Raw genomic sequence first — 22,906 nt, 5'->3', positions numbered from 1 at the left:
GCCCCGCCAAGCCACAGACAACCCAGAGCCGCTTTGGCTTTGGCTTTGGCTGTTGCCGGCCAGCGGCCGGCACTACCCGCAGGTGCAGGGCGCAGCCCTGCCGGCCCCTTTCCCCTGCGCACGAAAACGATTTCACTGTTTTCAGCAAACCGTCATCCCTTCGCCACGCCAGTACCATATTGCGGAGCAGCATGCGCCCACGGGCGACCCGTGCTAAAAATCGCCCGCCCATCGCTTAGATCGATCCAAGAGCGACACTGCGATGGCCGGGAGTTGGGGGAGCAGCAACAGGACGTACCAGGCCACACGCGCGGTGCTCTGCCACCCACATGGCGACACCCGTAATGTCACTTCAAATTAGATCGATTCAAGTTGTCCGTGCCACGTCACCGGATCAATCCAGAAGAGAGGGAGAGATGGGAATGAAGCATTCAACACGTACGCACGGCCACGACGCATTGTCGCTGGCCATCGCGCTGGCCTTGGCCGCCGCCGTCATTCCGGCTGGCGCCGCCGCGCAACAGGCCACGTCCACCGGCGCGCAGGACGCCACCACCCTGGACAGCGTCCAGGTCACCGGCTACCGCTACGCCATTGAAAAGAGCCTCGAGCAGAAGCGCGACGCCAACGCGGTGGTCGAGGTGATCACCGCCGAGGACGTCGGCAAGTTCCCCGACAAGAACGTGGCCGACGCACTGCAGCGCGTGCCCGGCGTGGTCATCACCCGCAGCGGTGGCGAAGGCAAGAGCGTCAGTGTGCGCGGCCTTGCGCCGGACCTGACCCTGACCCAGTTGAACGGCAACTTCGTCGCCTCGTCAGAGACCAACAACGAAGCGACACGCTCCTTCAACTACACCCTGCTGCCATCGAACATGTTGTCCAGCGCGGAGCTGTTCAAGTCGCCGGAAGCACGCATCGACGAAGGCGGCATCGGCGGCACGGTCATCCTGCATACCCGTCGCCCGCTGGACATGGAATCCAACTCCGGCTACGTGAACCTGGAGGGCACCACCTCCGATACCAGCCACGATGTCGATCCGCAGGCGTCCGCGCTGTACTCGTGGCACAGCAAGGATGAGCGCTTCGGCGTCCTCGTCGGCGTGACCCAGCAGAAGCGCACCACACGCACCATGGAAGCCAGCACCGAGGACTACCAGTGGTACGGCAATGGCACCACGGCCCGCGATGCCAACGGCAACCTGCTGGAGCAGGATGGCATCCACTACTGGTGGGGCCAGTCCGGCTTCAACAACCAGGCTGGCAAGAACTACAGCGAATTCTTCATGCCGACCTCGGTGAACTTCGCGGTGAAGGAAGAAAAGCGCGAGCGCAAGGGCGGCCAGCTGACCTTCCAGTTCAAGCCGGTCGACAACGTCACGATGACCGCGAACTACTTCCGCTTCGAGTTGCAGGGTGACTACACCCAGAACATGCTGAAGGTGCCGGAGTGGAACCTGGCCCGCTACAACCAGGACGGCAACTGGGCCGGCGGCCGCCTGCTCAACGGCCTGGATTTCGACCCGAGTGGCAGCATCGTCACGGGTGCGCAGTACCAGAAGCTGGCCGGAAAGACCTATTACTGCAGTGAGGAAGAAGCAGCGGCAGCCGGCCTGGAACCCGGTGGCTGGGGCCCGGACGACTGCACCATCCCCACTCCGCAGCTCACCGGTGGATACAGCAAGGAAAAGGCACTGTCGCAGACCGCCGACCTGACCATCGACTGGGATATCAGCCCGCTGTGGAAGGCCTCGTTCACCGGCGGCCGCACCTGGTCCGAAGGTGGTCCGTCGATGAATTTCCGCATGTCGGCCAAGCCGCGCCGCAAGGTTGGCAACCAGTGGCAGTCCGGCAACCAGTACACCGCCTGGGACCTGACCGGCACGCCGTCGGTGCAGTTCTCGCCGGACCTGCAGCAGCAGTTGATGGCGGGCGTGGCCGAAGTCGATACCGGCTCGACCGATTCGTCGTGGATGCAGACCGAGGTCAAGCAGAACTACTTCCAGGCCGACGTCACCAAGCTGTTCGAGGCCGGCTGGCTGGATTCGATCCAGTTCGGCGCCAAGTACCGCGATGGCAAGGTCCACCGCAACACCGGCAACACCTATTGGGTGTGCCCGGGCCTGGATCCGTCCGACTATGACAACAATCGCTACCAGGCCGGCTGCGATCCGACCGCAGGCGATGCGCAACCGGGCTTCTTCCTGTCCAACCCGATCAGCAACATCACCGGCGCGTTCAACGCCAACGTGTTCCCGGGCATCAACTACCCGGCCTACATCGACTACCTGAACAAGACCTACGGTGGCTCGCACAACCGTACCGAAGAAGACTTCGTCTACGACGTCAACGAGAAGATCCATTCCGGCTACTTCCAGGCCAACTTCCGCACTGAGCGGGTACGCGGCAACATCGGCGTGCGCGTGGTGCGGACCAAGCAGTTCGCCCAGTCCAGCGATTCGGTCGAGCGCTTCAACGACTATTTCGTCGACAACGCCAGCGGCGCGCCGATGAGCTGCGATGATCCGGCCGCCGACCCGAACCTGCGCTGCCAGGGTGGCTTCGTCCGCCTGCCCGATCCGCAGGTGCGCGACAAGGTGTATGCCCTGTCGTCGCTGGAAAAGACCTATACCGACGTGCTGCCCAGCTTCAACATTGCCTGGGACATCACCGACAACCTGGTGCTGCGTGGCGCGGCATCGAAGGTGGTCGCGCGCCCGAGCTACACCAGCATCGCCTATCCCGGTGGCCTGCGTTACATCAGCGAAGAGTACGCCAACGACCGCCGCGTCACCGGCGGCACCGACACGCCCGGCTGGTACGGCTCGGGCAGCAACAAGGCGCTGGAACCGTTCAAGGCAGTCCAGTTCGACCTGGGCCTGGAGTGGTACTTCAAGCCGGGCGCGGTCGCAGGTGTTTCGCTGTTCCGCAAGAACGTGGACAACTTCACTGTGCCGGTGGTGCGCGACCAGCAGATGAACGTCGGCGGGCAGTCGGTCACCGTGCAGAAGTACGAGACTCAGGCCAACGGCCGCGATGGCGTGTCGCAGGGCGTGGAACTGTATGGCCAGTACACGTTCGACTTCGGACTGGGCGTGCAGGCCAACTACACCTACAACGACACCAACCTGGCCTCGATCGTGCTGGATGGCGAGGAAATCGGCTCCTCGCCGCTGGTCGGCAGTGCCAAGAACCAGGCCAACGTTACGGTGTTCTACGAGAACGACAAGTTCCTGGCGCGCGCCTCGTACAACCGTCGTGGTGAAGTGGTCGGCGGCCTGAACAATGGCATGACCACCTACACCAAGCCTTACAGCCAGCTTGACCTGAACGTGGCCTACAACCTCACTCCGGACTGGACGGTGACCGCCGCCGTGCTGAATGCCACCAAGTCCGAGCTGCGCAGCTACATCGGCAACGACAGCCAGGCCCGCCTGCTGTCCAACCTGTACGCCGGCCGCCAGCTGTACTTCGGCGTGAACTGGAAGTTCTGAGGCAGCGCCGGGCCTGGCCCGGCGCAGTCTTGCCCGCCCCGGCGGGAATGGTCCTCCACGGCAGCCGCGCTGGTACAGGCGGCTGCCGTTTTCATGGGTGCCTGCGCCGCCGTTCAGCCACCTGCTTGACCCTGCCATCGTTGGAAGGTGCACACTGGTTTCATCTCACGAGCACCGAAGGAGCTACAGATGGAATTCCATGTTGACGGCATGACCTGCGGCGGCTGCGCGCGCAGCGTGACCCGCGCCATCCAGCAGATCGATCCGAACGCCAGTGTGGTGGCCGATCCGCCGACCGGCCTGGTCAAGGTGCAGACCACCGCATCACAGGAGCAGGTGTTCGCCGCGCTGAACGATGCGGGTTTCCCGCCGCGCACTGCCTGATCCCCTGGCCTCTGCCACAGCGAAGCCCGCCCCGTGCACTGTCACCGGGCGGGCTTTTTTGTACGCGACATGGAAACTCAGCGCTTGCGCGCGCGCCGCCGCACCGCGCCGGTCTTCGCTGCATCGACCGACAGCGGAGCCTCATCGTCTTCACCCAGCCGCTCCAGGATCGGGCACTCAGGGCGCTCGTCGCCTGCACAGCAACGGATCAGCGATTTCAACGTGTCGGCCATCTGCCGCATGCTCTCGATGCGTTGTTCCAGGTCGGCGATGTGCTGCTCGGCCAGGTGCTTGACGTCGGCACTGTGCCGCGCGGTGTCGTTCCACAGGCCCAGCAGGTCACTGATTTCGGCCACCTGGAAGCCGAGATCGCGCGCGCGGCGGATGAAGCGCAGGCGATGGATGTCCGCCCGCGAATACGCCCGGTAGCCCGATTCGGTGCGATCGGCCGCGGGGATCAGGCCGATCTGTTCGTAGTAGCGGATCATCTTCGCCGACACGCTGGAGGCCTTGGCGGCGTCACCGATGTTCATGCGGTTCTCCTTCAATGGGTCGTGGCGTGGGCATCCGCCATCGGCGGCTGGAAGCGGCGCAGGCGCAGCGCGTTGCCCAGCACGAACACACTGGACAGCGCCATCGCACCGGCCGCGAACACCGGCGACAGCAGCACGCCCCAGGCCGGGTACAGCACGCCGGCAGCGACGGGAATCAATGCGGTGTTGTAGGCGAACGCCCAGAACAGGTTCTGCCGGATGTTGCCCAGCGTCGCCTTGGACAGCGCAATGGCATTGGGCACGCCCTGCAGGTTACCCGACATCAGCACCACGTCGGCCGACTCCACCGCGATATCGGTGCCGGTACCAATGGCCAGGCCGACATCGGCTTCAGCCAACGCAGGGGCATCGTTGATGCCGTCGCCGACGAAGGCGACGCGCCCATGCGTGGCCTTCAGCCGACGCACTGCCTCGACCTTGCCTTCCGGCAGCACCTCGGCCACCACTTCATCGATGCCGAGCTGGCGCGCGATCGCCTGTGCGGTCCCGGCGTTGTCGCCGGTGATCATCGCCACCTTCAGGCCCAACCGATGCAGCGCCGCGATCGCTGCGGGGGTGCTCGGCTTGATCGGATCGGATACCGCAATGATCGCGGCCAGGCGTCCATCGATGGCCACGTACATCGGTGACTTGCCCTGCGTGCCGAGTTCCGCCGCCAATGCTGCGAATGCAGTGATGTCCACGCCCAGGTCGCGCATGAAGCGATCGGCACCGACCTCCACGCGTGCACCCTCGACACTGGCCCGAACGCCCATGCCGGTGACCGATTCGAAGTCGACCATGCCCGGCAACGCGATGCCCTGCCCGGTCGCGGCATCAACAATCGCGCGGGCGATGGGATGCTCCGAGCGCGACTCCACTGCGGCCACTGCCGCCAGAACCCTGTTGTGATCGAAGCCAGCGGCAATCTCCAGATCGGTCAGGCGCGGGCGGCCTTCGGTCAGCGTGCCGGTCTTGTCCACCGCCACCACCTGCGCGTCCTTCAGCAACTGCAGGGCTTCGCCCTTGCGGAACAGCACGCCCATTTCGGCGCCACGACCGGTTCCGACCATGATCGAGGTCGGCGTGGCCAGGCCCATCGCGCACGGGCAGGCAATGATCAGCACCGCCACCGCATTGACCAGCGCGAAGCTCAGCGCCGGCGATGGACCGAAGATCAGCCAGACCGCGAAGGTCGCCAGCGCGGCCAGCATCACCGCCGGCACGAACCACAACGTCACCTTGTCGACCACCGCCTGGATCGGCAGCTTCGAGCCCTGCGCCTGTTCGACCATGCGGATGATCTGCGCCAGCATCGTCTGCGCACCCACCGCCGTGGCGCGCACCGTCAGTGCGCCCTTCTGGTTGACCGTGCCACCGACCACGCTGCTTCCCGGCTGCTTCTCGACCGGAATCGGCTCGCCGCTGATCATCGACTCGTCGATGTAGCTGCGACCCTCGACCACCTCGCCATCGACCGGAACGCGCTCGCCCGGGCGCACTTCCACCACGTCGCCGCTCTGTACTTCATTGACCGGGATGTCGACGGTACGGCCGTCACGGATCACATGGGCGACCTTGGCCTGCAGGTTGACCAGACGCTTGATCGCCTCGGAGGTACGGCCCTTGGCCCGAGCTTCAAGGAAGCGGCCGAGCAGGATCAGCGCGACGATCACCGCCGCCGCTTCGTAGTAGACGTTCACCGTGCCCGGCGGCAGCAGCCGCGGTGCAAAGGTTGCCACCACCGAATAACCGAACGCCGCGGCGGTGCCCACCGCCACCAGTGAATTCATGTCCGGCGCCAACCGCAGCAGCGCCGGGAAGCCCTTCTGGTAGAAGCGGCGCCCGGGGATGGCCAGCACCAGGAGCGTCAGTGCGAACTGCAGGTACCAGCTGGTCTGCATGCCGAGGGTGGCCATCACCCATTCGTGCATGCCGGGAATCAGGTGCGAACCCATCTCCAGCACGAACACCGGCAGTGCCAGCGCGGTGGCCACGATCAGGTCGCGCTTCAATTCGGCGCGCTCGGCATCCTTCTTTTCCGCAGCCTGATCATCGGACTGCACACCCGCCTCGATCACACGTGCGTCATAGCCGGCCTTGTCGATCGCGGCGACCAGCGCAGCCACGTCCGCCATGCCACGCACCGTGGCGCGCTCGGTGGCCAGGTTGACGCTGGCCTGGCTGACGCCCGGCACGGCCAACAGCGCGCGTTCGACACGGCCCACGCAGGAAGCGCAGGTCATGCCTTCGACCGCCAGTTCGGTGGTCGCCGCGGGCACGTCATAGCCCACCCGCTCCACTGCCTGGACAAGCGCCGCGCGGTCCACCGGGCCCGACGGACGAATGTCCGCCCGCTCGGTGGCCAGGTTCACCGAGACACTGCCCACGCCCTCGACCTTGGACAGTGCTGCCTCGACCCGGCCCACGCAGCTGGCGCAGGTCATGCCCTCGATGGGCAGGCTGATGGTGGAGGGGCTGGCGGGGGCGGCAGCGGCGCGCGGCGTGCTCATGATCGGATTCCCGGGTTTCCTTCTGGATGCGGACAGGCTAAACCTTGCCATCGTGGGAAGGTCAAATCCAGCCTGTCCGCATACCTGAAGGGGGCGCCGCCCCCGGCGTCCCGTTTCCGCATCCACGCATGGCGTGGATCTACCGGCGGAGGCCGGTCTCCTCAGAAGGTGAACACATACTCCAATGCGAACTCGCGGCCGACCGCGCTCAGCAACCGGGTCGGGGCGAAGTCATAGTCCAGCTTGTACGGGTCCTTGTGGTTCCAGCTGGCCGAATTGAACACGTTGTTGACGTAGACATTGACCTTGGCGTGCTCGGTCACCTGGTAACCCACGTTGACGTTCCAGGTGATGAACGGCCCGACCCGGCCGAAGTAGCGCGAGGTCTGCTGGCCCGCGTTGGGGTTCGGGTTCACCGAGCCATCCGGCAGCTGTGCCGGTTCCAGGCAGTTCAGCGACGGGCTGTCACTGGGCACGTAGCCGTCGGCGAACGGCAGGCAGCCACCGGGGTTGTCCAGGCGATCGGTGCCCCAGTGGTAACGCACGCCCGGCACCGAACCCACGCGGTCGGCATAGACGTTGGCGTTCCAGTTGCCGCGCTGCCAGGCCAGGCTCGCGCGCAGCTTGCTGCGCAGGTCTCGGTCGCGCCGTTCCGGGTTCGGGTCGTTGGCGTAGCGCTGTTCCTTGGTCGAGATCTGGTTGGTGTAGTTCAGGCCCAGCTGGAAGCTGCCCCACTGCGCGGTTTCCAGGCGATAGCGTGCAGTCAGGTCGATGCCGCGCACTTCCCGGCTGGCCAGGTTGAACGGGCCGCGCTCGATCGATATCAGGCGGCCGCTGCTGTCACGGTTCACGCGGGCCAGGATGCCGGCGCAATAATCGCCACCGGCCGGATTGGCCCACGGCGTGCCATCGATGTTCTTGCCGGTCAGGCAGCCGGCCTCGCTGGCCAGCACCTCGTCGGCGCCGACGTCGACGATCATGTCTTCCAGCTTGATCGCCCAGTAGTCGGCGCTGACCGACAGGTTGGGCATCACGTCCCAGACGAAGCCGACCGTCCACGAATCGCCGGTTTCCGAACGCAGCAGCGGCGTGCCACGCCGGTTCACGTCGAAGGTGTACCAGACATCGGTGTTGCCCACGCCACAGTTGTTGACCAGGTAGGCACCGCTCTGGATGCAGCGCAGGCGGTCATAGGTCTGCACTTCGGAACTGCTCGGCTGGCCCAGCAGGTAGTGCATGTCCGGCGCGTGGAAACTGGTGGCGTACGAGCCACGCACCAGCAGCGATTCGACCGGGCGCCATTCCAGGCCGACGTTCCAGGTGGTCTCCTTCTGGCTGCCGATATCCAGCGCTTCACTGCTGTCATCGGCCTTGTAGTTGCCATAGCGGTCGTAGCGGGCCGCCGCGGTGGCCGTCACGCTCTCCAGCAGCGGGATCTTGAACTCGACGCCGGCCGAGTAACGGGTGCGCTCGCCGCCACCGCGATCGACGTTCTGCAGATCGAAGTCGATGCCAGCGCGCGGGTCCGGGCTGAGGTGATAGCCCTGCTGCGCGACTTCGGCCACGGCGGCGAACGAGATCGGGCCGGCCCAGCCCTGGAACAGCTCGCCGGTGATGTCCGCCGAGGCCTGGTTGACCCACGATGACGCGCGGTTCCTGGCCACCGTGCCCATCTGCCAGTACTGGTCAGGCGTGAGCGGGTTCCACCAGCGCGATTCGTTCAACGCATAGATCGCCTCGCCGTCGGCCGTGGTGCCCAGGCGCGGGCCGAGGAAGAAGTCGTACGACTTCTGCTCGTCCACCACGTTCTGCCGTTCTTCCACGCGATAGTAGGAACGCCCCACCGTGGCGCTCCAGTCGAAGCGGTCGGCAAGGCGGCCACGCAGGCCCGCGCTCCAGTCCCATGACAGCTCGCGGTTGGTGTTGCGCAGGGTGTCCAGGCCGCCGACTTCGTTCGGGGTGAACTGGCGCACGCCCAGGATCGGGCGGTTGCGGTTGGCATCCCAGTAATAGCCGTTGTCGTCGTCGATCAGCGAGACGCTGGGCGGGTTGGTGCCCCAGATCGCTTCGGAGCGGTACACCGCCAGGTTGGTCCAGGCCTGCAGGTCGCTGCTGAAATCGAAGGTGGCATACAGGTTGCCGGACACGTTCTCGGCACCACCGGTCAGCAGCCAGTTGGCGTAGTCGGCGCTCATGCCGCACAGGCGGCCGGTGTTGGTGATGCGGTTGGCGGCGTAGTTGTAGACCAGTCGATCGGCCGTGTAGTACTCACCGTCGAACTTCTCGCAGGTGCCGGCGGGTGGCGCCAGGCGCTGGCCCGTCGTCGGATCGATCAACGCCAGGCCCGAGGTGGGGCGGAAGCCGACCTTGCGCTGCTCCATGTTCCAGGACGCATACGGCGCATCATCGGCATCGTCCATCTGCGGGCGGTCGCGGCCGAACAGGGGATCGCGCTTGGTGTACTGCAGCGCGTAGGTCACGCTCCAGTTGTCACCGGTCCTGCCGCCGGCCCATGACAGGTCCCAGGTGTCGCGCCCGCCTTCGGTGGAGGTACCGCCACGCACGCGCACTTCGTCGCCGTCGTAGTTGGTCTTGAGGATGACATTGACCACGCCGGCGATCGCATCCGAACCGTAGATGGCCGAGGCGCCGCCGGTCAGTACTTCGATGCGCTCGACCGCGGCAGCGGGAATGTTGCCGTAGTTGGAGAAGTTGGTTTCACCGCCATACGGCAGCGGGTAATCGGCCACGCGACGGCCGTTGACCAACAGCAGCGAGCGGTTCGGGCCCATCCCGCGCAGGTTCAGGCCACTGGCGTTGGGCGTGTGCGAGCCCCATTGCGAGGCGGCTTCGACGGTACCGGTTGCTTCGGTGAGCGTCTTCAGCGCGTCATACACGCTGACGAAGCCCTCTTTCTGGATCTGCTGCGCGGTAATCACGTTGACCGGGGCCGGGCCTTCGACCGCAGCGCGCTTGATGCGCGAACCGGTAACGGTGACCGCATCCAAGTCCTTGGTGGACGAACTGGCCGCTTCCTGTGCACCCGCGGCCAGGGGCAACAGGGCCAGGACCAGTGCCTGGGACAGCAGGTGACGACGCTTGCGAACGGACTGAGCCATGGGTGGTTGCTCTTGGAAAGTGTGGACGCACGGACAGGTGGTGGCGTAGCACGACGGCTGATCCGGGTGCCGGGATCGGTTCACGACCGTCCCAGCCCCTCCCCTGTGGATCGATCCAAACTAAAGCACAGCTGAACCACGCCGGGCATGCGGCGATGCAGCAACACCCTACGCAATGCCGCTATCAGCCGCAGGTATCAAGAACAATCAAAGGGTTGCGCAACATCGCTGAGAGAACGGCGCACACGACAATGACACGAACGCGACAATCGCGCGCGGAACGGTTTTGTCCGCGTTGTCGCGTGCGGCGGCAGCGGGGCGTTGTAGAGCCGAGCCCGTGCCCGGTTGCTGTCGTTTGTCGCAAAGCGCAGCCGAGCGTTGGCTCGGCTCTACAGGAGAAGCGGGTTACCTTGCGCCGTCCAGCGCCTGCCGCAGTGCGGCCACGGTGGCGGTGGCGGTCTGGCTCCAGTCCGGGTCCAGGCCGCGCAGCGCCGGGTTCTGGAACTGCATGGCCGAGCGCCGCAGGCCCTTGGCCGAGGCGTGCAGTTCGGTGCAGCCGCTCCGTCGCGCAACGGCCGCGATGTTGGCCGGTCCCAGCCCGGCGCCGGCCATCACCGTGATACGTCCCGCCGCCTGGGTGACCAGACCCGCCAGCACATCCGCGCCGGCCTCGGCGCTGACCTGGCCGCCCGAGGTCAGCACGCGCTGGCAACCCAGCTCAACCACCTGCTCAAGTGCCGCCGGCAGATCGCGGGCAGCATCGAAGGCGCGATGGAAGGTCACCTGCAGCGGCCCGGCGGCCTGCACCAGTTCACGGCACAGCGCCAGATCGATCCCGCCCTGCACATCCAGCGCACCGATCACCACGCCATCGCAGCCGAGCGCGCGGCACTGCGCGATGTCACGCAGCATCAGTTCGGTTTCCAATGCGTCGTAGTGGAAATCACCCGGGCGCGGGCGCACCAGCACGAACAGCGGAATCGACAGGCGTTCCCGGGCAATCGCGATGGTGGCAAACGACGGCGTGGTGCCACCCTCGGCCAGGTTCTCGAACAGTTCGATGCGGTCGGCACCGCCGGCCTGCGCGGCCAGCGCCGAGGCCAGCGAGTTGCTGGCGATCTCCAGGGTCAGCCGCGTGCTCACGCCTGAGTGCTCGTGTAGATCGACGGCGAGTCGCGCAGGTCGTCCTGGCGCTGTCCATCGCACACGGCGTAGACGAAGCCGCGGTGCAACGCGTAGGCACCCACCTCGCCCTGCTTGTTCATGGCCAGGAAGCACACCTGCAATGTTCTGCTCGCTTCGGGGCGCTTGCGCACCACGCGGTCGATGGCTTCGCGGCAGGCCTGCGCGGGCGAGCGCCCTTGGCGCATCAGCTCAACCACCAGGAACGAGGCGGCGTTGCGGATCATCTCCTCACCCACGCCCGAAGCAGTGGCCGCGCCCACTTCGTTGTCGACATACAGGCCGGCACCGATGATCGGGCTGTCGCCGACCCGGCCGTGCAGCTTCCAGGCCATGCCGCTGGTGGTGCAGGCGCCGGCCAGCTTACCGCGGGCATCCAGCGCCAGCATGCCGATGGTGTCGTGGTTGTCGCTGTTGCCAGGAATACTACGACGCTCGGCATTGATCTGCGGCTGGTACTTCTCGGTCTTCAGCCACTCGCGCCAGGCCGCTTCGGCCTGCGGCGTCAGCAGGTGCCTGCGTTCAAAACCCTGCTGCACCGCGAACTGCTGCGCGCCCTCGCCCACCAGCAGCACGTGCGGGCTGTTTTCCATCACTTTGCGGGCCACCGACACCGGATGCAGGATGTCCACCAGCGCGGCCACTGCGCCACAACGGCCATCACCATCCATGATGCTCGCATCCAGGCTCAGCACCCCGTCGCGATCCGGGTTACCGCAATGGCCGACGGTGGGGTTGCACAGCTCGCTCTCGGCCCAGCGTGCACCGGCTTCAACTGCATCCAGTGCGCTGCCACCCTGCGCCAGCACCTTCCACGCGGCCTGGTTGGCCGGCACGCCGAAGTCCCAGGTCGAAACCACCCTGGCCCCACCCTGCGTGCGCGCCTGCACGCCCGGCAAGGCCACCATGCCTGCGGCCAGTGCGCCGGCCTGCAGGAACTGCCTGCGATCCACCATCTTCCCCTCCCAGTCTGCAATGCACGGCCGGCCCGATGCCGGCCACGCCGATCAGTCGTGCGTGGGCTGCCGTGCGGCGTACCAGACCGCTGCGCCGAGAACGCCCAGCTGGCCATGCTCCACGCGCCATACCGGCACCTGGCGCAGCACCTCGGTCAGCACGCCCTTGTTGAGGAAGCGCTCACGGAAGCGACCATCGGCCAGGAAATCCTGCACATGCGCGGAAATACCCCCGGCCAGGTACACCGAACGCGCACCCACCGCGATCGCTGCGTCGCCGGCCAGGCTGCCCAGCCAGGCACAGAACACCTGCAGCGTTTCCACCGCCAGCGCATCCTCACCGCTGCGCGCGGCACCGATCAGTGCCTCGGTACTGCTCCACACCGGAGTGACGCCACGCAGTTCGCACAGGCACGGATACAGGTTCATCAGGCCACTGCCGGACAGCACGCGCTCGTTGTCCACGTGCGGCCAGCGCTGCAGCAGCTTGTCCAGCACCTGCAGTTCCAGCGCGTTGCCGGCGCCGAGCGCGGCATGGCCGATCTCGCTGGCCAGCACCGGACGCTCGCCGTCGGCAAAGCGCAATGCTGCACCCAGGCCGGTTCCGGCGCCCAGCACCAGCGCCGGGAACGCCTGCGCCGGGTCAGCATCGCCATTGAGCGGCACCAGGGTGTCAGGCTGCAGGTAGGGAATGGCCAACGCCACCGCTTCAAAATCATTGATCAGCTGCAGCTCATACAGCCCGGACTGCACCCGCGTGGCCGACAGCGAGACCGTCCACGGCAGGTTGGAATTGATCAACACATCGCCATCGAGCAGGCCGGCGATGGCGACCACCGCGGCCTGTACCGGCTGGCCGAGGCCAGCGGTGAAATCGGCCAGGATCGCGGCCAGGCTGGGGTGCTCGGCGCAGGCGTAGGTGCGATGGCTGCCCAGCAGTGGTGCCTGGCCGGCTTGCGTTTCAGCCAGCGCCAAACGGGCGAAGGTGCCGCCGACATCGGCGACAACGAGACTGCGCGGAAGACCGCCGCGGGCGGAGTCGGTGGAAACCGGAGACGCTGCTGCGATGGTCACGCTGGCCTGCTTGGATCGATTGAATCGCCCCGATTCTCAGGCATCGGGGCGGCTTTGCCTAGCGCGCCGGCGGTTCAGGTTGGACTACATGCCTTCCTGTTCGGCCACCTGCACACCATCCACCAGCACGCGCAGGCGCTGCGGGCGGAAGCCGGCGAACAACAGCGGCCGGGTGCGCTCGACCAGCACCTCATGGCCGGCGATGTGGCGCAGCCACGACTGTACCAGCGAGAACGAGAAGTGGGTGCCCGGATGCAGCGGATGCTGCACCCAGACCTTCTCGGTGGCGCTCTGCAGCAGCATCGCGCCGGTGAACCAGTGGCGGCTGAGGGTGACTGGCGTGGTGCCGGCCATGAAGCGGATATCCATGCGGGGTCCTTTCGCTGGAGCGGAGATGCGGGGGATCAGGGCTGTGCCGTCTGCAGGCTGTAGCGGGTGGTGGCGGTGAATACTGCACCATCAGGCTGGGTAGAGCGTACTTCGACCTTGTGACTGCCCACTGCCAGGTCGGTCGGCAGCGCGCCACGCCACAGGTGCGGCGACGCGGTGGCCTCCGGCGAACGGTCGTAGCCGCGCAGGCTGTCAGCCAGATCGTCAGCCACGTTCTCCACCATCAGGCGCGGATCGGGCTGACTGACCTGCTTCATCGGCTGCCAGGCACCGCCATCGACGCGGTACTCGACCACGCTGGCGTCCTCGCCCATGTAGACGTTGGCGTAGACACCCCACGCCGGATAGGCCCCCTGGCGCAGCACCTTCGGCGCATGCAGGCCGATCTGCTCGCTGGCCGGCTTGCCGGCCACGCGGTACTGCAGTTTGTAGCTGCCATTGCCGGCGACGTCCAGCAACGCGTAGCCCTTTGGCGTGCCATCACTCATGGCGCTGTCCGGCACGCCGGCGGCATCCTTCACCCCGGACCAGAATGCGCCGCAGTTGGCACCGACGTTGTATTCGTGCAGCGGCTTGTCACCGTTCCAGCCGTCGGCCTTGCCGTGGTAGACGTGCTGCTGGGTGTGGCTGTGCCCGCTGAGCACCAGCACGTTGCGGAAGTCCTTCAGCAGGTCGAACAGGCGCTGGCGGTCAGCATGACGGAAGGTCTCGCGCCCCGGCGCGGCGTCGAACAGCGGGATGTGCATGCCCAGCACCAGCAGGCGGTCCTTGTGCAGGCCTTTCAGGTAGCTGGCAAGGAAAGCGAACTGGTCTTCGCGCAGGCCACCGACATACTTCGGCCTTGCGTTGGGGTCATACACCACGTCATCGAGGAACACGAAACTGGCACCGCCCTCTTCCACCGCGTAGGTGTCCGGGCCGTAGATGTTGCGCCAGCTGTCCAGCGAATGCTCGTCGCTGGCTGCATCGAAATCGAGGTCGTGATTGCCCGGCACATGGAACCACGGCACGCCCAGCGACGTGGTGACCTTGTTGATTGCCGGATACAGGGTCAGATCGTCGTTGACGATGTCACCCAGGGTGGTGCCCATGCGCGCCTTGGTCTGGCCGACCAGCGGCGACACGATCGACTGCTGGTAGTAGCCGATGTCCTTCAGGCTGGCGGTCTGGGAGTCGGTGAAGACCAGCATCTGGAAGCCGCGACGGCTGTCATGGCGATCCGACTGCAGCGCGAAATCCCAGTTGCGGGTGACATCGCTGGTGGCGGCGATGCCGCCGTACTTCAGCGCCGGCGAGCCGTTCGGGCGGAAGTGGCGCCAGAACGAAGGCAGGCCGTCTGTCGCCTTCGGGAACGAATACGCATCGGGCTTGATCACGAACACGGTCTGGCCGTCACGCACCGGAAGGCTGTAGCTGCCATCGGCGGCGGTCTTGACGATCGTCTCGCCGTTGGAGACCTGCACCCCGGCCAGGCCCGGATCGGTCGCACCGCGGCCCGGCTTGCCGTCACGCTCCAGATAGACCTTGCCGGTGACCACGGTGTCCGCAGCCCAGGCCGGCGAGGTCAGCAACAGGCAGCACAGCCAGGCAGCAGGCAGTTTCATGGGAGGCATCCGGCAGAAAGAGACGCGGTATTGTAGAGCCGAGCCACGCTCGGCTGCATTGCCGGCACTACCACGCTTCAACGATGGCGTTTTTCCAGCACCGCCCGCGCATCGTCCAGCGACAGACCGCGCGCGCGCAGCAGTACCAGCAGGTGGTACAGCAGGTCCGAAGCCTCACCGAGCAGCGCCTCGTCATCCTGCGCAACCGCAGCCAGAGCGGTCTCCACCCCCTCCTCACCCACCTTCTGTGCGATGCGGCGGATGCCGCCCTCGAACAGGCTGGTCGTATAGCTGCCCGGCGGGCGCTGCGCCTCACGCATCGCGACCAACTGGTCCAGCCCGCCCAGGAAGTCCTTCGGCGCCTGGTCGAAACAGCTCTCCGCACCCGTGTGGCAGGTTGGCCCCGCCGGGCGTGCCGTCACCAGCAGCGTGTCGGCATCGCAGTCGACACTGATCGATTGCACCGCCAGGACGTTGCCGGACTGCTCGCCCTTGGTCCACAACCGCTGCTTGCTGCGGCTGAAGAAGGTCATGTGGCCGATGGCCAGCGTGGCCGCCAGCGATTCGGCGCTGACATAGCCCAGCATCAGCACCTGCAGCGTATCGGCATCCTGCACCACGGCCGGCAGCAAGCCGTCACCCTTGCCCCAGTCCAGTGCCTGCAATGCGTCCAACGAAGGCCTGACTTCAATAGACATCCCGCACCTCGATCTGCTGTCCGCGCAGGTAGCGCTTCAATTCTGGAATGGCGATGGCGCCGCTGTGGAACACGCTCGCCGCCAGCGCACCATCGACGTCGGCCTGATCAAAGGCTTCGGCGAAGTGCTCCATCGCACCGGCGCCACCGGAGGCGATCAGTGGCACCTGGCACAGTGCCCGCGCCTGCTGCAGCTGCACGACATCGTAGCCACGGCGCACACCGTCGCTGTCCATGCAGTTCAGCACGATCTCGCCAGCGCCACGCCGTTGAGCTTCGACGATCCAGTCCAGGGTACGCAGCGGTACCGCCTGGGTCTTGTCCGGGTCGCCACTGAAACGGCGCACACGCCACTGGCCGTCCGCTTCACGTACCGAGTCGACGCCCACCACCACGCACTGCACGCCGAACTCGTCGGCCAGTTCAGTGATCAGTTCCGGGCGGCCCAGCGCGGGAGAGTTGATCGACACCTTGTCGGCACCGGCGAACAACACGCGACGCGCGGCTTCCACGCTGTCGATGCCACCGGCCACGCAGAACGGAATGTCGATCAGGCGCGCGATGCGCTCGATCCACGCCACGTCCAACGAACGCGCCTCGGGGCTGGCGCCGATGTCATAGAACACCAACTCGTCGGCACCTTGGTCGCGGTAGCGCTGCGCCAGCTCGGAGATGTCGCCCATGTCGACGTGATCGCGGAAGCGCACGCCCTTCACCACGCGGCCATCGCGCACGTCAAGGCAGGGAATGATGCGGCGGCTCAACATGCCAGCGCCTCCGCCAGGTCCATGCGCTGCTCCAGCAGTGCCTTGCCGAGAATCGCACCACCGCAGCCAGCGGCACGCGCCTCGGCCACATCGGCCACGTCACGGATGCCGCCGGACGCCTGCACCGCCACCCCCGGCAGCAATGCCGACAGGTGCTGGTAGAGGCCGATATTGGGCCCGGCCAGCATGCCGTCGCGGGCGATGTCGGTGCACAAGAGGTGGCGCATGCCGGCGCGCGCGTAGCGCTGGGCCAGGTCATCCAGGGTCACCCCGGCGTTCTCGGTCCAGCCGTGCACCGGCAGCTGCCACTGCCCCTGTGCGTCCTGGCGCGCGTCCAGCGCAATCGTGATGCGCTCGGCGCCAAATTCCTCCAGCCAGCCGACCACTTCATCGGGGCGGCGCACCGCCAGCGAGCCGACCACCACGCGGCCGGCGCCAGCATCAAGCATGCGCGCCACATCGTCGCGGCCACGCACGCCACCACCGGTCTGCACCTGCAGCGGCGTCTGCGCGCGGATCGCCGCCAGCAGCGGTGCCAGCGTATAGCCACCTGCGCGTGCAGCATCCAGGTCGACCAGATGCATCCACTGCGCGCCCTGTGCGGCGAAGGCCTGCGCGCGCGGCAGCGGATCGTCGCCGTAGGAGGTTTCCTGCGCGTAGTCGCCCTGGCGCAGCCGCACCACGCGGTCATCGCGGATATCCAGCGCGGGGTAGACGATGAAACTCATGCAGCAGTGCCCTCAAGGAAGTTGCGCAGCATCAGCGAGCCGGTCTCGCCGGAGCGCTCGGGATGGAACTGCGCGCCGTAGTAGCGCCCCTGCTCCACCACGGCAGTGAACAGCCCACCGTGGTCGCACGCCGCGACGGTGTGGGCATTCAGCGGCGCCGCATAGCTGTGCACGAAGTAGGCGCTGGCGCGCTCCGGCACACCCTGCAACAGCACCGACTCACGTAGCGGCAGCAGGCGGTTCCAGCCCATGTGCGGCACGCGGATGCCACAGGCCGGCACCAGCTTGCGCACCACGCCCGGAATCAGTCCCAGTGTCTCCACACCCGCTTCCTCGGAGCGTTCGAACAGCAGCTGCATGCCAAGGCAGATGCCCATCAGCGGCACCTCCAGCCGCTGCAACGGCTCCACCAGGCCCTGCGCGTGCAGGCGCTGCATGCCGGGACCGGCGGCGCCGACACCGGGCAGGATCACCCGCTGCGCACCCACCAGTTCGTCCGCATCGCGCACCAGCCGCACCGTCGCGCCGAGGCGCTCCAGTGCGTAGCGCACCGAGCCCAGGTTGGCACCACCGGCATCGATCAGCGCGACGTCGCTCACAATGCCCCCTTGGTGCTCGGCAGTGCCGTGCCCTGCCGGGCCAGCGCCGGGCGCAGTGCGCGCGCCAGCGCCTTGAAGCAGGCCTCCACCTTGTGGTGATCGTTGTCGCCGCGTACCTGCAGGTTGAGGTTCAGGCCACTGGCATCGCACAGCGAACGGAAGAAGTGCGGCACCAGCTCGGTCGGCATGTCGCCCACCCGCTCGCGCTTGAACTCGCCCTCGAACACGAAGTACGGGCGGCCGCTGAAGTCCAGCGCAGCGCTGGCCAGGGTCTCGTCCATCGGCAGGGTGAAGCCGTAGCGGCCGATGCCGCGCTTGTCGCCCAGCGCCTCGCGCAGGGCCTGACCCAGCGCCAGCCCGGTGTCCTCGATGGTGTGGTGCTCGTCGATGTGCAGGTCGCCCTCGGCCTGGATGTCCAGCGCGAACCCGCCGTGCTTGCCGATCTGTTCCAGCATGTGGTCGAAGAAGGGCAGTCCGGTGGCGATGCGCGCATCACCGGCACGGTCCAGATCGAGTTCAACGCGGATCTTCGTCTCCTTGGTGTTGCGCTGGACCACGGCAGTACGCGGCGCGTCGGCCAGCGCATGGGCGATGCCCGGCCAGTTCCACTCGCCACCGAACTGTTCGGTGCGCAGCTGGAAGCCACGGATGTTGAGGTTGTCGGCGAACTGCAGGTCGGTGATACGGTCCCCCACCATGCCCGAACGCGCCCAGTCGATGCTGCGGTCCTGCAGGTAGGCGGTCATCAGGCCGATGCCCGGCTTGCGCGTGGGCGCGTTGTCCTGCGGCCAACTGCAGTCGATCAGCACGTCACGGAAGGTGATGCCCTGGCTCTCGAAGATCTGCAGCATCAGGTCGTTGGGGCCATCGAAGCTGGCGCGTGGGTAGCTGTCGCTGCCCAGGCCATCCTGGTTGGTGACGATCACGAACTGGTAGCCGGCATCACGCAGCTTCAGCAGCGCCGGGATCACCTGCGGCACGAAGCGCAGCTTCTCGTAGGCGTCGATCTGGAAGTCGGACGGCTCCTCGATGAGGGTACCGTCGCGGTCGATGAACAGGATCGGGGTCATGCTGCGGCCCTCCGCGCCGACAGGGCCGCAAGCACGCGGTCGTTCTCTTCGGGACTGCCGATACTGATGCGCAGTGCATCACCCAACTGCGGCGCGGCGCGCTGGTCGCGCACCACCACGCCCACAGCCAGCAGCGTATCGAACGCGGCCTGGGCATCGGCGAAGCGAACCAGCAGGTAGTTGCCGGATGAGCGGTAGACGCGACGCACGCCGGGCAGGCCCGGCAGCGCCTCGCGCAGGCGTTCGCGCTCGGCAATCACCGTGGCTACGCGCTCGGCGGTGATGGTCAGCGCGGCGGGTTGCAGCGCCTGCACCGCCAGTTCCGTGCATGGCGTCGGCACCGGGTACGGCGCCTGGCAGCGGCGCAGCACGGCAATCAGCTCCGGGGCGGCGATCAGGGTGCCAACGCGGGCGGCGGCAAGAGCGTGCGCCTTCGACAGCGTGCGCAGCACCGCCAGATTCGGGTTCGCGGCCAGCAGCGTGGTCGCCGACGGACGCTGCGCGTACTCGACATAGGCCTCGTCCACCACCACCAGTGCTTGCCCGCGCAGCGCAACCACCACCCGCTCGACTTCGTCCAGGGCGATGTCACTGCCGGCCGGGTTCGACGGGGCGCACAGGAACACCAGCTTGGCACCTTGCGCCTTGGCCGCGTCGACCACCGCATCCAGATCGGCACGCAGGCCATCTTCGCTGTCCACCAGCGGCACTTCAATCAATGCGGCGCCCTGCAGGCGTGCGCAGACGGCGTACATGCCGAACACCGGCGGCGTGACCACCACGCCGTCGCGGCCCGGCACGCACAGCGCGCGCACCAGCAGATCAATGGCCTCGTCGCTGCCGCGGCCGACCAGCAGCTGCTGTGGCGTCACGCCGTACAGCGCCGCCAAGCCTTCGCGCAACGCCAACGGTTGCGGCTCCGGATAGCGCCGGCTGCTGCCAGCCGCGTCGGCCGTATTGGCCCAGGCGGACTCGTTGGCGTTCAACCAGACCTCGCCCTGCACCGCTGCGCTGCGTGCCGAGCTGTAGCCGGCGAACGCCTGCAGATCCGGACGCACCAGCGCCAGCACCTCCTCGACAGCCGCGCTCATGCCGCCACCTCCATGCGCAATGCCACCGCACGCTCGTGGGCATCCAGGCCTTCGGCGCTGGCGATGATGCGCGCGCAGCCGCCGATCGCGGCCAGGCCGGCGGCACTGGCGCTCTGCACGCTGATCAGGTTCTGGAAGCTGGCAACGCTCACGCCGCTGTAAGCACGCGCGGCGCCGGCGGTGGGCAGCACGTGGTTGGTGCCGCTGCAGTAGTCACCCAGTGCTTCGGGGGTGTAATCACCCAGGAACACCGAGCCGGCCGCCTGCACCTTGTCCAGCCAATCGCGCGGTTCACGCAGCGCCAGGATCAGGTGTTCGGGCGCATAGCGGTTGCTGATCGCGAAGGCCTCGTCCAACGAATCAACCTGGATCAGGCGCGACGCTGACAGCGCCTGCCGCGCAATCTGCTGGCGCGGCAGCAGGGCCACCTGGCGCTCGACCTCAACCTCGACCGCGGCCAGCATCGCGGCATCGTCGGTCAACAGCAGCACCTGTGAATCCGGGCCGTGCTCGGCCTGCGACAGCAGGTCGGCGGCGACGAACGCCGGATTGGCGCCAGCATCGGCAATCACCAGCACTTCGGAGGGACCGGCCGGCATATCGATGGCGGCGACGCCATCCTGCGCGACCTGCTGCTTGGCTTCGGTGACGAAGCTGTTGCCGGGCCCGAACAGCTTGTCGCAGGCCGGAACGCTGGCGGTGCCATAGGCCATCGCGGCGATCGCCTGCGCGCCGCCCAACTTGAACGCGCGCTGCACGCCGGTCAGGCGCGCGGCTACCAGCACTGCCGGATCGGCGCTGCCGTCGGCGCGCGGCGGCGTGCACAGCACCACCTGCGGGCAACCGGCCAACTGCGCCGGAACGCCCAGCATCAACGCGGTGGACGGCAATGGCGCGCTGCCAGCAGGTACGTACAGGCCCACCCGGCCGATCGGGCGCAGCATGCGTTCGCAGACCACGCCCGGCGTGGTTTCAACTGCATAGCCTTTACCCATGCCGGCGGCGTGGAAGCGCGCGATGCGCTCGGCGGCGTCCACCATCGCCTGGCGCAGTTCGGCGGGCACGGCCGCTTCAGCAGCGGCGAATTCGGCTTCGGAGACTTCAAACGAGGCCAGCTCGACACCATCGAAGCGCGCGGTGATCGCACGCAGCGCACCGTCGCCCTGTGCACGCACCTGCGCGATCAGGGCCGTCACGGCATCGCGGGTCTGCTGCGCCACGGTCTGCACCGGGCGGGTCAATGCCGCGCTGCGCGCGGCCTCATCAAGTTGGGACCAGATCAGACGGTTCATGCCAGCGACCGCTCCACGCTCAGTACCATGAGGCCCTGCGCACCCGCGCGCTCGAGTTCTTCCATGCGCTGCCAGCTCAGCGGGCCGGGGCACATGGTCTGCAGGCGCAGCGCACCGCCATCGGCCGGCAACCGCACCAGCGGCTCGGCATCGGCCAGCAACTGCGCCAGCGCGTCGACGCGATCCTCGCTGGCGCGGAACATCAGCAGCTTGCGGTCCTGGCGCTGCACCACGCCATCGAGGCGGCGCAGCAGCATCGCGCGCAGCGATGCACGTGCATCATCGGGCACCCGTACTGCACCGGCCAGCACCGCCTCGCTGTCGAGCAGGTTGTGCACCGGGGTCAGCTGATTGGCGCGCAGGGTGGCGCCGCTGGACACCAGATCGCAGATCAGGTCGGCGGTGCCCAGGCGCGGGGCGATTTCCACCGAACCGGACAGCTCGACCACCTGTGCGTCTACTCCCTGCTCGGCCAGCCACTGCGTGAGGATGGCCGGGTAGCTGGTGGCGATGCGGGTGCCGGCCAGCTGCGCCGGACCCTGCCACTGCCATTCCTCCGGCACCGCCAGCATCAGCCGGCACTGGCCGAAGCCCAGCCCGCGCAGCGCCTGATAGGCGTCCGGCAGGCCGACCTGGCGGCGTGCCGCGGCCTGTTCGTCCAGCTCGTTGCGGCCGACGATGCCGAGGTCGCAGACGCCGTCGGCGATCAGGCCGGGGATGTCGTCGTCGCGCACCAGCAGCAGGTCCACCGGCAGCGATTCGCCGTAGCAGAACAGCTTGTCGCGGCTTTCGCGCCAGCTCAGGCCACAGGCGCTGAGCAGGTTACGGGCGGGCTCGGCCAGCCGGCCACTCTTCTGGATGGCGATACGCAGCCGGTCTCGTGCCGGCGCTGCCTGGGTTGCACTCATGGGGGAGGTCTCGAAGTTCGGAACGGGGCGCGGATCAGCGCGAAGCAAGGCGGTCGATGGCAGCGGCATAGCCTCGATGGCCGTGCTCGAGCGTGCGCGCCACCCGTCCGGTGGTGGTCACGCTGACCCCGGTGCGCTCGTGGATCTCGCGGTACGGCACGCCCTGCTGCAGCAACGGCACCACCTTCCAGCGGTCGGCCATGGCTTCCAGTTCGGCCGGAGTGCACAGGTCGCGCAGGAAGGCTTCCACCTCCTCCGGCTCGCGCAGGGCGGCAAAGGCCAGGGCCAAGGCTTCCAGGTCGGCCTTCGGGTCTTTGGCGGCAATCTCGGGGCGGGCTTTCACGGGGTCGTTTCCATGCATCAATGTAATAGCGCTTTAGTACATTAGCGCATTCTTGCGCAGTGCGTCAAATCGGGGGTTGAGGGGGCGGCAAGGCTGCTGCCCTGCACCCGCTAGATGCCGAAGCGACGTCAAATGCTGGATGGCTGAGGGTTGGCGGGGTGGGTC

Annotated in this window: 19 protein-coding genes; 2 read left to right on the top strand and 17 right to left on the bottom strand. The window is 67.0% G+C overall.

Translation table 11 applies throughout. From position 1 onward, the window contains the following. Positions 1-416 precede the first annotated feature (416 nt). Together N5E02_RS13850 and N5E02_RS13845 are read left to right on the top strand one after the other, a co-directional pair. Entirely contained in the window at positions 417-3,491 is a 3,075-nt protein-coding gene (locus N5E02_RS13850) for a TonB-dependent receptor (RefSeq protein WP_235649549.1), read from the top strand. A 189-nt stretch (positions 3,492-3,680) separates the two neighbouring features. Then, positions 3,681-3,875 carry a heavy-metal-associated domain-containing protein gene (locus N5E02_RS13845; protein WP_049438338.1) on the top strand — a complete coding sequence of 65 codons (195 nt, stop codon included), beginning with the start codon at positions 3,681-3,683 and terminating at the stop codon, positions 3,873-3,875. A gap of 77 nt (positions 3,876-3,952) precedes the next feature. On the opposite strand, the gene cueR is transcribed toward N5E02_RS13845, so the two are convergent. The 17 genes from cueR to N5E02_RS13760 form a co-directional block, all read right to left on the bottom strand. Next, a complete protein-coding gene (gene cueR / locus N5E02_RS13840; protein WP_111202265.1) occupies positions 3,953-4,408 on the bottom strand; it encodes a Cu(I)-responsive transcriptional regulator in 456 nt (151 codons plus the stop codon). 11 nt (positions 4,409-4,419) lie between these two features. Beyond that, the gene (locus tag N5E02_RS13835) at positions 4,420-6,921 is read right to left on the bottom strand and encodes a heavy metal translocating P-type ATPase (protein WP_235649548.1); all 2,502 of its coding nucleotides are present in this window, start codon (positions 6,919-6,921) and stop codon (positions 4,420-4,422) included. Positions 6,922-7,082: 161 nt separating this feature from the next. Next, positions 7,083-10,040 (bottom strand): TonB-dependent receptor, encoded by a 2,958-nt coding sequence (locus tag N5E02_RS13830; protein ID WP_279946377.1) that lies wholly within the window; start codon positions 10,038-10,040, stop codon positions 7,083-7,085. 405 nt (positions 10,041-10,445) lie between these two features. Next, the gene (locus tag N5E02_RS13825; RefSeq protein ID WP_065197006.1) at positions 10,446-11,183 is read right to left on the bottom strand and encodes a copper homeostasis protein CutC; all 738 of its coding nucleotides are present in this window, start codon (positions 11,181-11,183) and stop codon (positions 10,446-10,448) included. After that, complete coding sequence (locus tag N5E02_RS13820) at positions 11,180-12,178, bottom strand: N(4)-(beta-N-acetylglucosaminyl)-L-asparaginase (RefSeq protein WP_065177585.1); 999 nt, start codon at positions 12,176-12,178, stop codon at positions 11,180-11,182. Before N5E02_RS13820 ends, N5E02_RS13825 begins: the two co-directional genes overlap by 4 nt. A 51-nt stretch (positions 12,179-12,229) precedes the next feature. Then, a complete protein-coding gene (locus N5E02_RS13815) occupies positions 12,230-13,252 on the bottom strand; it encodes a glucokinase (RefSeq protein WP_065197007.1) in 1,023 nt (340 codons plus the stop codon). Between the two features lie 84 nt (positions 13,253-13,336). Next, positions 13,337-13,621, bottom strand: a complete 285-nt coding sequence (locus tag N5E02_RS13810; protein ID WP_005409434.1) for a hypothetical protein — start codon at positions 13,619-13,621, stop codon at positions 13,337-13,339. A 35-nt stretch (positions 13,622-13,656) separates the two neighbouring features. Further along, the gene (locus N5E02_RS13805) at positions 13,657-15,246 is read right to left on the bottom strand and encodes a calcineurin-like phosphoesterase family protein (protein ID WP_065177583.1); all 1,590 of its coding nucleotides are present in this window, start codon (positions 15,244-15,246) and stop codon (positions 13,657-13,659) included. A 77-nt stretch (positions 15,247-15,323) separates the two neighbouring features. Beyond that, positions 15,324-15,944, bottom strand: coding sequence for a bifunctional phosphoribosyl-AMP cyclohydrolase/phosphoribosyl-ATP diphosphatase HisIE (gene hisIE / locus N5E02_RS13800; protein ID WP_065184989.1), 621 nt, complete (start codon positions 15,942-15,944; stop codon positions 15,324-15,326). Further along, positions 15,934-16,710 (bottom strand): imidazole glycerol phosphate synthase subunit HisF, encoded by a 777-nt coding sequence (hisF, locus tag N5E02_RS13795; protein WP_279946376.1) that lies wholly within the window; start codon positions 16,708-16,710, stop codon positions 15,934-15,936. The genes hisIE and hisF overlap by 11 nt, the downstream gene beginning before the upstream one ends. Beyond that, positions 16,704-17,438, bottom strand: coding sequence for a 1-(5-phosphoribosyl)-5-[(5-phosphoribosylamino)methylideneamino]imidazole-4-carboxamide isomerase (gene hisA / locus N5E02_RS13790; RefSeq protein ID WP_065177580.1), 735 nt, complete (start codon positions 17,436-17,438; stop codon positions 16,704-16,706). Before hisA ends, hisF begins: the two co-directional genes overlap by 7 nt. Continuing rightward, the gene (gene hisH / locus N5E02_RS13785) at positions 17,435-18,037 is read right to left on the bottom strand and encodes an imidazole glycerol phosphate synthase subunit HisH (protein WP_139727031.1); all 603 of its coding nucleotides are present in this window, start codon (positions 18,035-18,037) and stop codon (positions 17,435-17,437) included. Before hisH ends, hisA begins: the two co-directional genes overlap by 4 nt. Further along, on the bottom strand, positions 18,034-19,107 hold the full coding sequence (gene hisB / locus N5E02_RS13780; protein ID WP_053499882.1) for a bifunctional histidinol-phosphatase/imidazoleglycerol-phosphate dehydratase HisB: 1,074 nt from the start codon (positions 19,105-19,107) through the stop codon (positions 18,034-18,036). Before hisB ends, hisH begins: the two co-directional genes overlap by 4 nt. Next, positions 19,104-20,198 carry a histidinol-phosphate transaminase gene (gene hisC, locus N5E02_RS13775; RefSeq protein ID WP_065184993.1) on the bottom strand — a complete coding sequence of 365 codons (1,095 nt, stop codon included), beginning with the start codon at positions 20,196-20,198 and terminating at the stop codon, positions 19,104-19,106. Before hisC ends, hisB begins: the two co-directional genes overlap by 4 nt. Then, complete coding sequence (gene hisD, locus N5E02_RS13770) at positions 20,195-21,490, bottom strand: histidinol dehydrogenase (protein WP_279946375.1); 1,296 nt, start codon at positions 21,488-21,490, stop codon at positions 20,195-20,197. Before hisD ends, hisC begins: the two co-directional genes overlap by 4 nt. Further along, entirely contained in the window at positions 21,487-22,398 is a 912-nt protein-coding gene (gene hisG / locus N5E02_RS13765) for an ATP phosphoribosyltransferase (protein WP_053499888.1), read from the bottom strand. Before hisG ends, hisD begins: the two co-directional genes overlap by 4 nt. Before the next feature lie 34 nt (positions 22,399-22,432). Beyond that, positions 22,433-22,741, bottom strand: coding sequence for a YerC/YecD family TrpR-related protein (locus N5E02_RS13760; protein ID WP_111173367.1), 309 nt, complete (start codon positions 22,739-22,741; stop codon positions 22,433-22,435). Between the last annotated feature and the right edge of the window lie 165 nt (positions 22,742-22,906).

Source organism: Stenotrophomonas sp. GD03777 (assembly GCF_029842485.1).
GTDB lineage: Bacteria > Pseudomonadota > Gammaproteobacteria > Xanthomonadales > Xanthomonadaceae > Stenotrophomonas > Stenotrophomonas sepilia.
The sequence above is the reverse complement of the archived record's forward strand: the minus strand, read 5'-3'. Positions and strand labels throughout refer to the sequence as shown.

Bases quoted from the DNA above. Each gene is read 5' to 3' on its own strand.
- hisA (WP_065177580.1), bottom strand. From the start codon at position 17,438: ATGAGTTTCATCGTCTACCCCGCGCTGGATATCCGCGATGACCGCGTG.
- hisG (WP_053499888.1), bottom strand. From the start codon at position 22,398: ATGAGTGCAACCCAGGCAGCGCCGGCACGAGACCGGCTGCGTATCGCC.
- hisIE (WP_065184989.1), bottom strand. From the start codon at position 15,944: ATGTCTATTGAAGTCAGGCCTTCGTTGGACGCATTGCAGGCACTGGAC.
- N5E02_RS13820 (WP_065177585.1), bottom strand. From the start codon at position 12,178: ATGGTGGATCGCAGGCAGTTCCTGCAGGCCGGCGCACTGGCCGCAGGC.
- hisF (WP_279946376.1), bottom strand. From the start codon at position 16,710: ATGTTGAGCCGCCGCATCATTCCCTGCCTTGACGTGCGCGATGGCCGC.
- hisC (WP_065184993.1), bottom strand. From the start codon at position 20,198: ATGAGCGCGGCTGTCGAGGAGGTGCTGGCGCTGGTGCGTCCGGATCTG.
- N5E02_RS13845 (WP_049438338.1), top strand. From the start codon at position 3,681: ATGGAATTCCATGTTGACGGCATGACCTGCGGCGGCTGCGCGCGCAGC.
- cueR (WP_111202265.1), bottom strand. From the start codon at position 4,408: ATGAACATCGGTGACGCCGCCAAGGCCTCCAGCGTGTCGGCGAAGATG.
- N5E02_RS13830 (WP_279946377.1), bottom strand. From the start codon at position 10,040: ATGGCTCAGTCCGTTCGCAAGCGTCGTCACCTGCTGTCCCAGGCACTG.
- hisD (WP_279946375.1), bottom strand. From the start codon at position 21,490: ATGAACCGTCTGATCTGGTCCCAACTTGATGAGGCCGCGCGCAGCGCG.
- hisB (WP_053499882.1), bottom strand. From the start codon at position 19,107: ATGACCCCGATCCTGTTCATCGACCGCGACGGTACCCTCATCGAGGAG.
- N5E02_RS13810 (WP_005409434.1), bottom strand. From the start codon at position 13,621: ATGGATATCCGCTTCATGGCCGGCACCACGCCAGTCACCCTCAGCCGC.
- N5E02_RS13835 (WP_235649548.1), bottom strand. From the start codon at position 6,921: ATGAGCACGCCGCGCGCCGCTGCCGCCCCCGCCAGCCCCTCCACCATC.
- N5E02_RS13850 (WP_235649549.1), top strand. From the start codon at position 417: ATGGGAATGAAGCATTCAACACGTACGCACGGCCACGACGCATTGTCG.
- N5E02_RS13805 (WP_065177583.1), bottom strand. From the start codon at position 15,246: ATGAAACTGCCTGCTGCCTGGCTGTGCTGCCTGTTGCTGACCTCGCCG.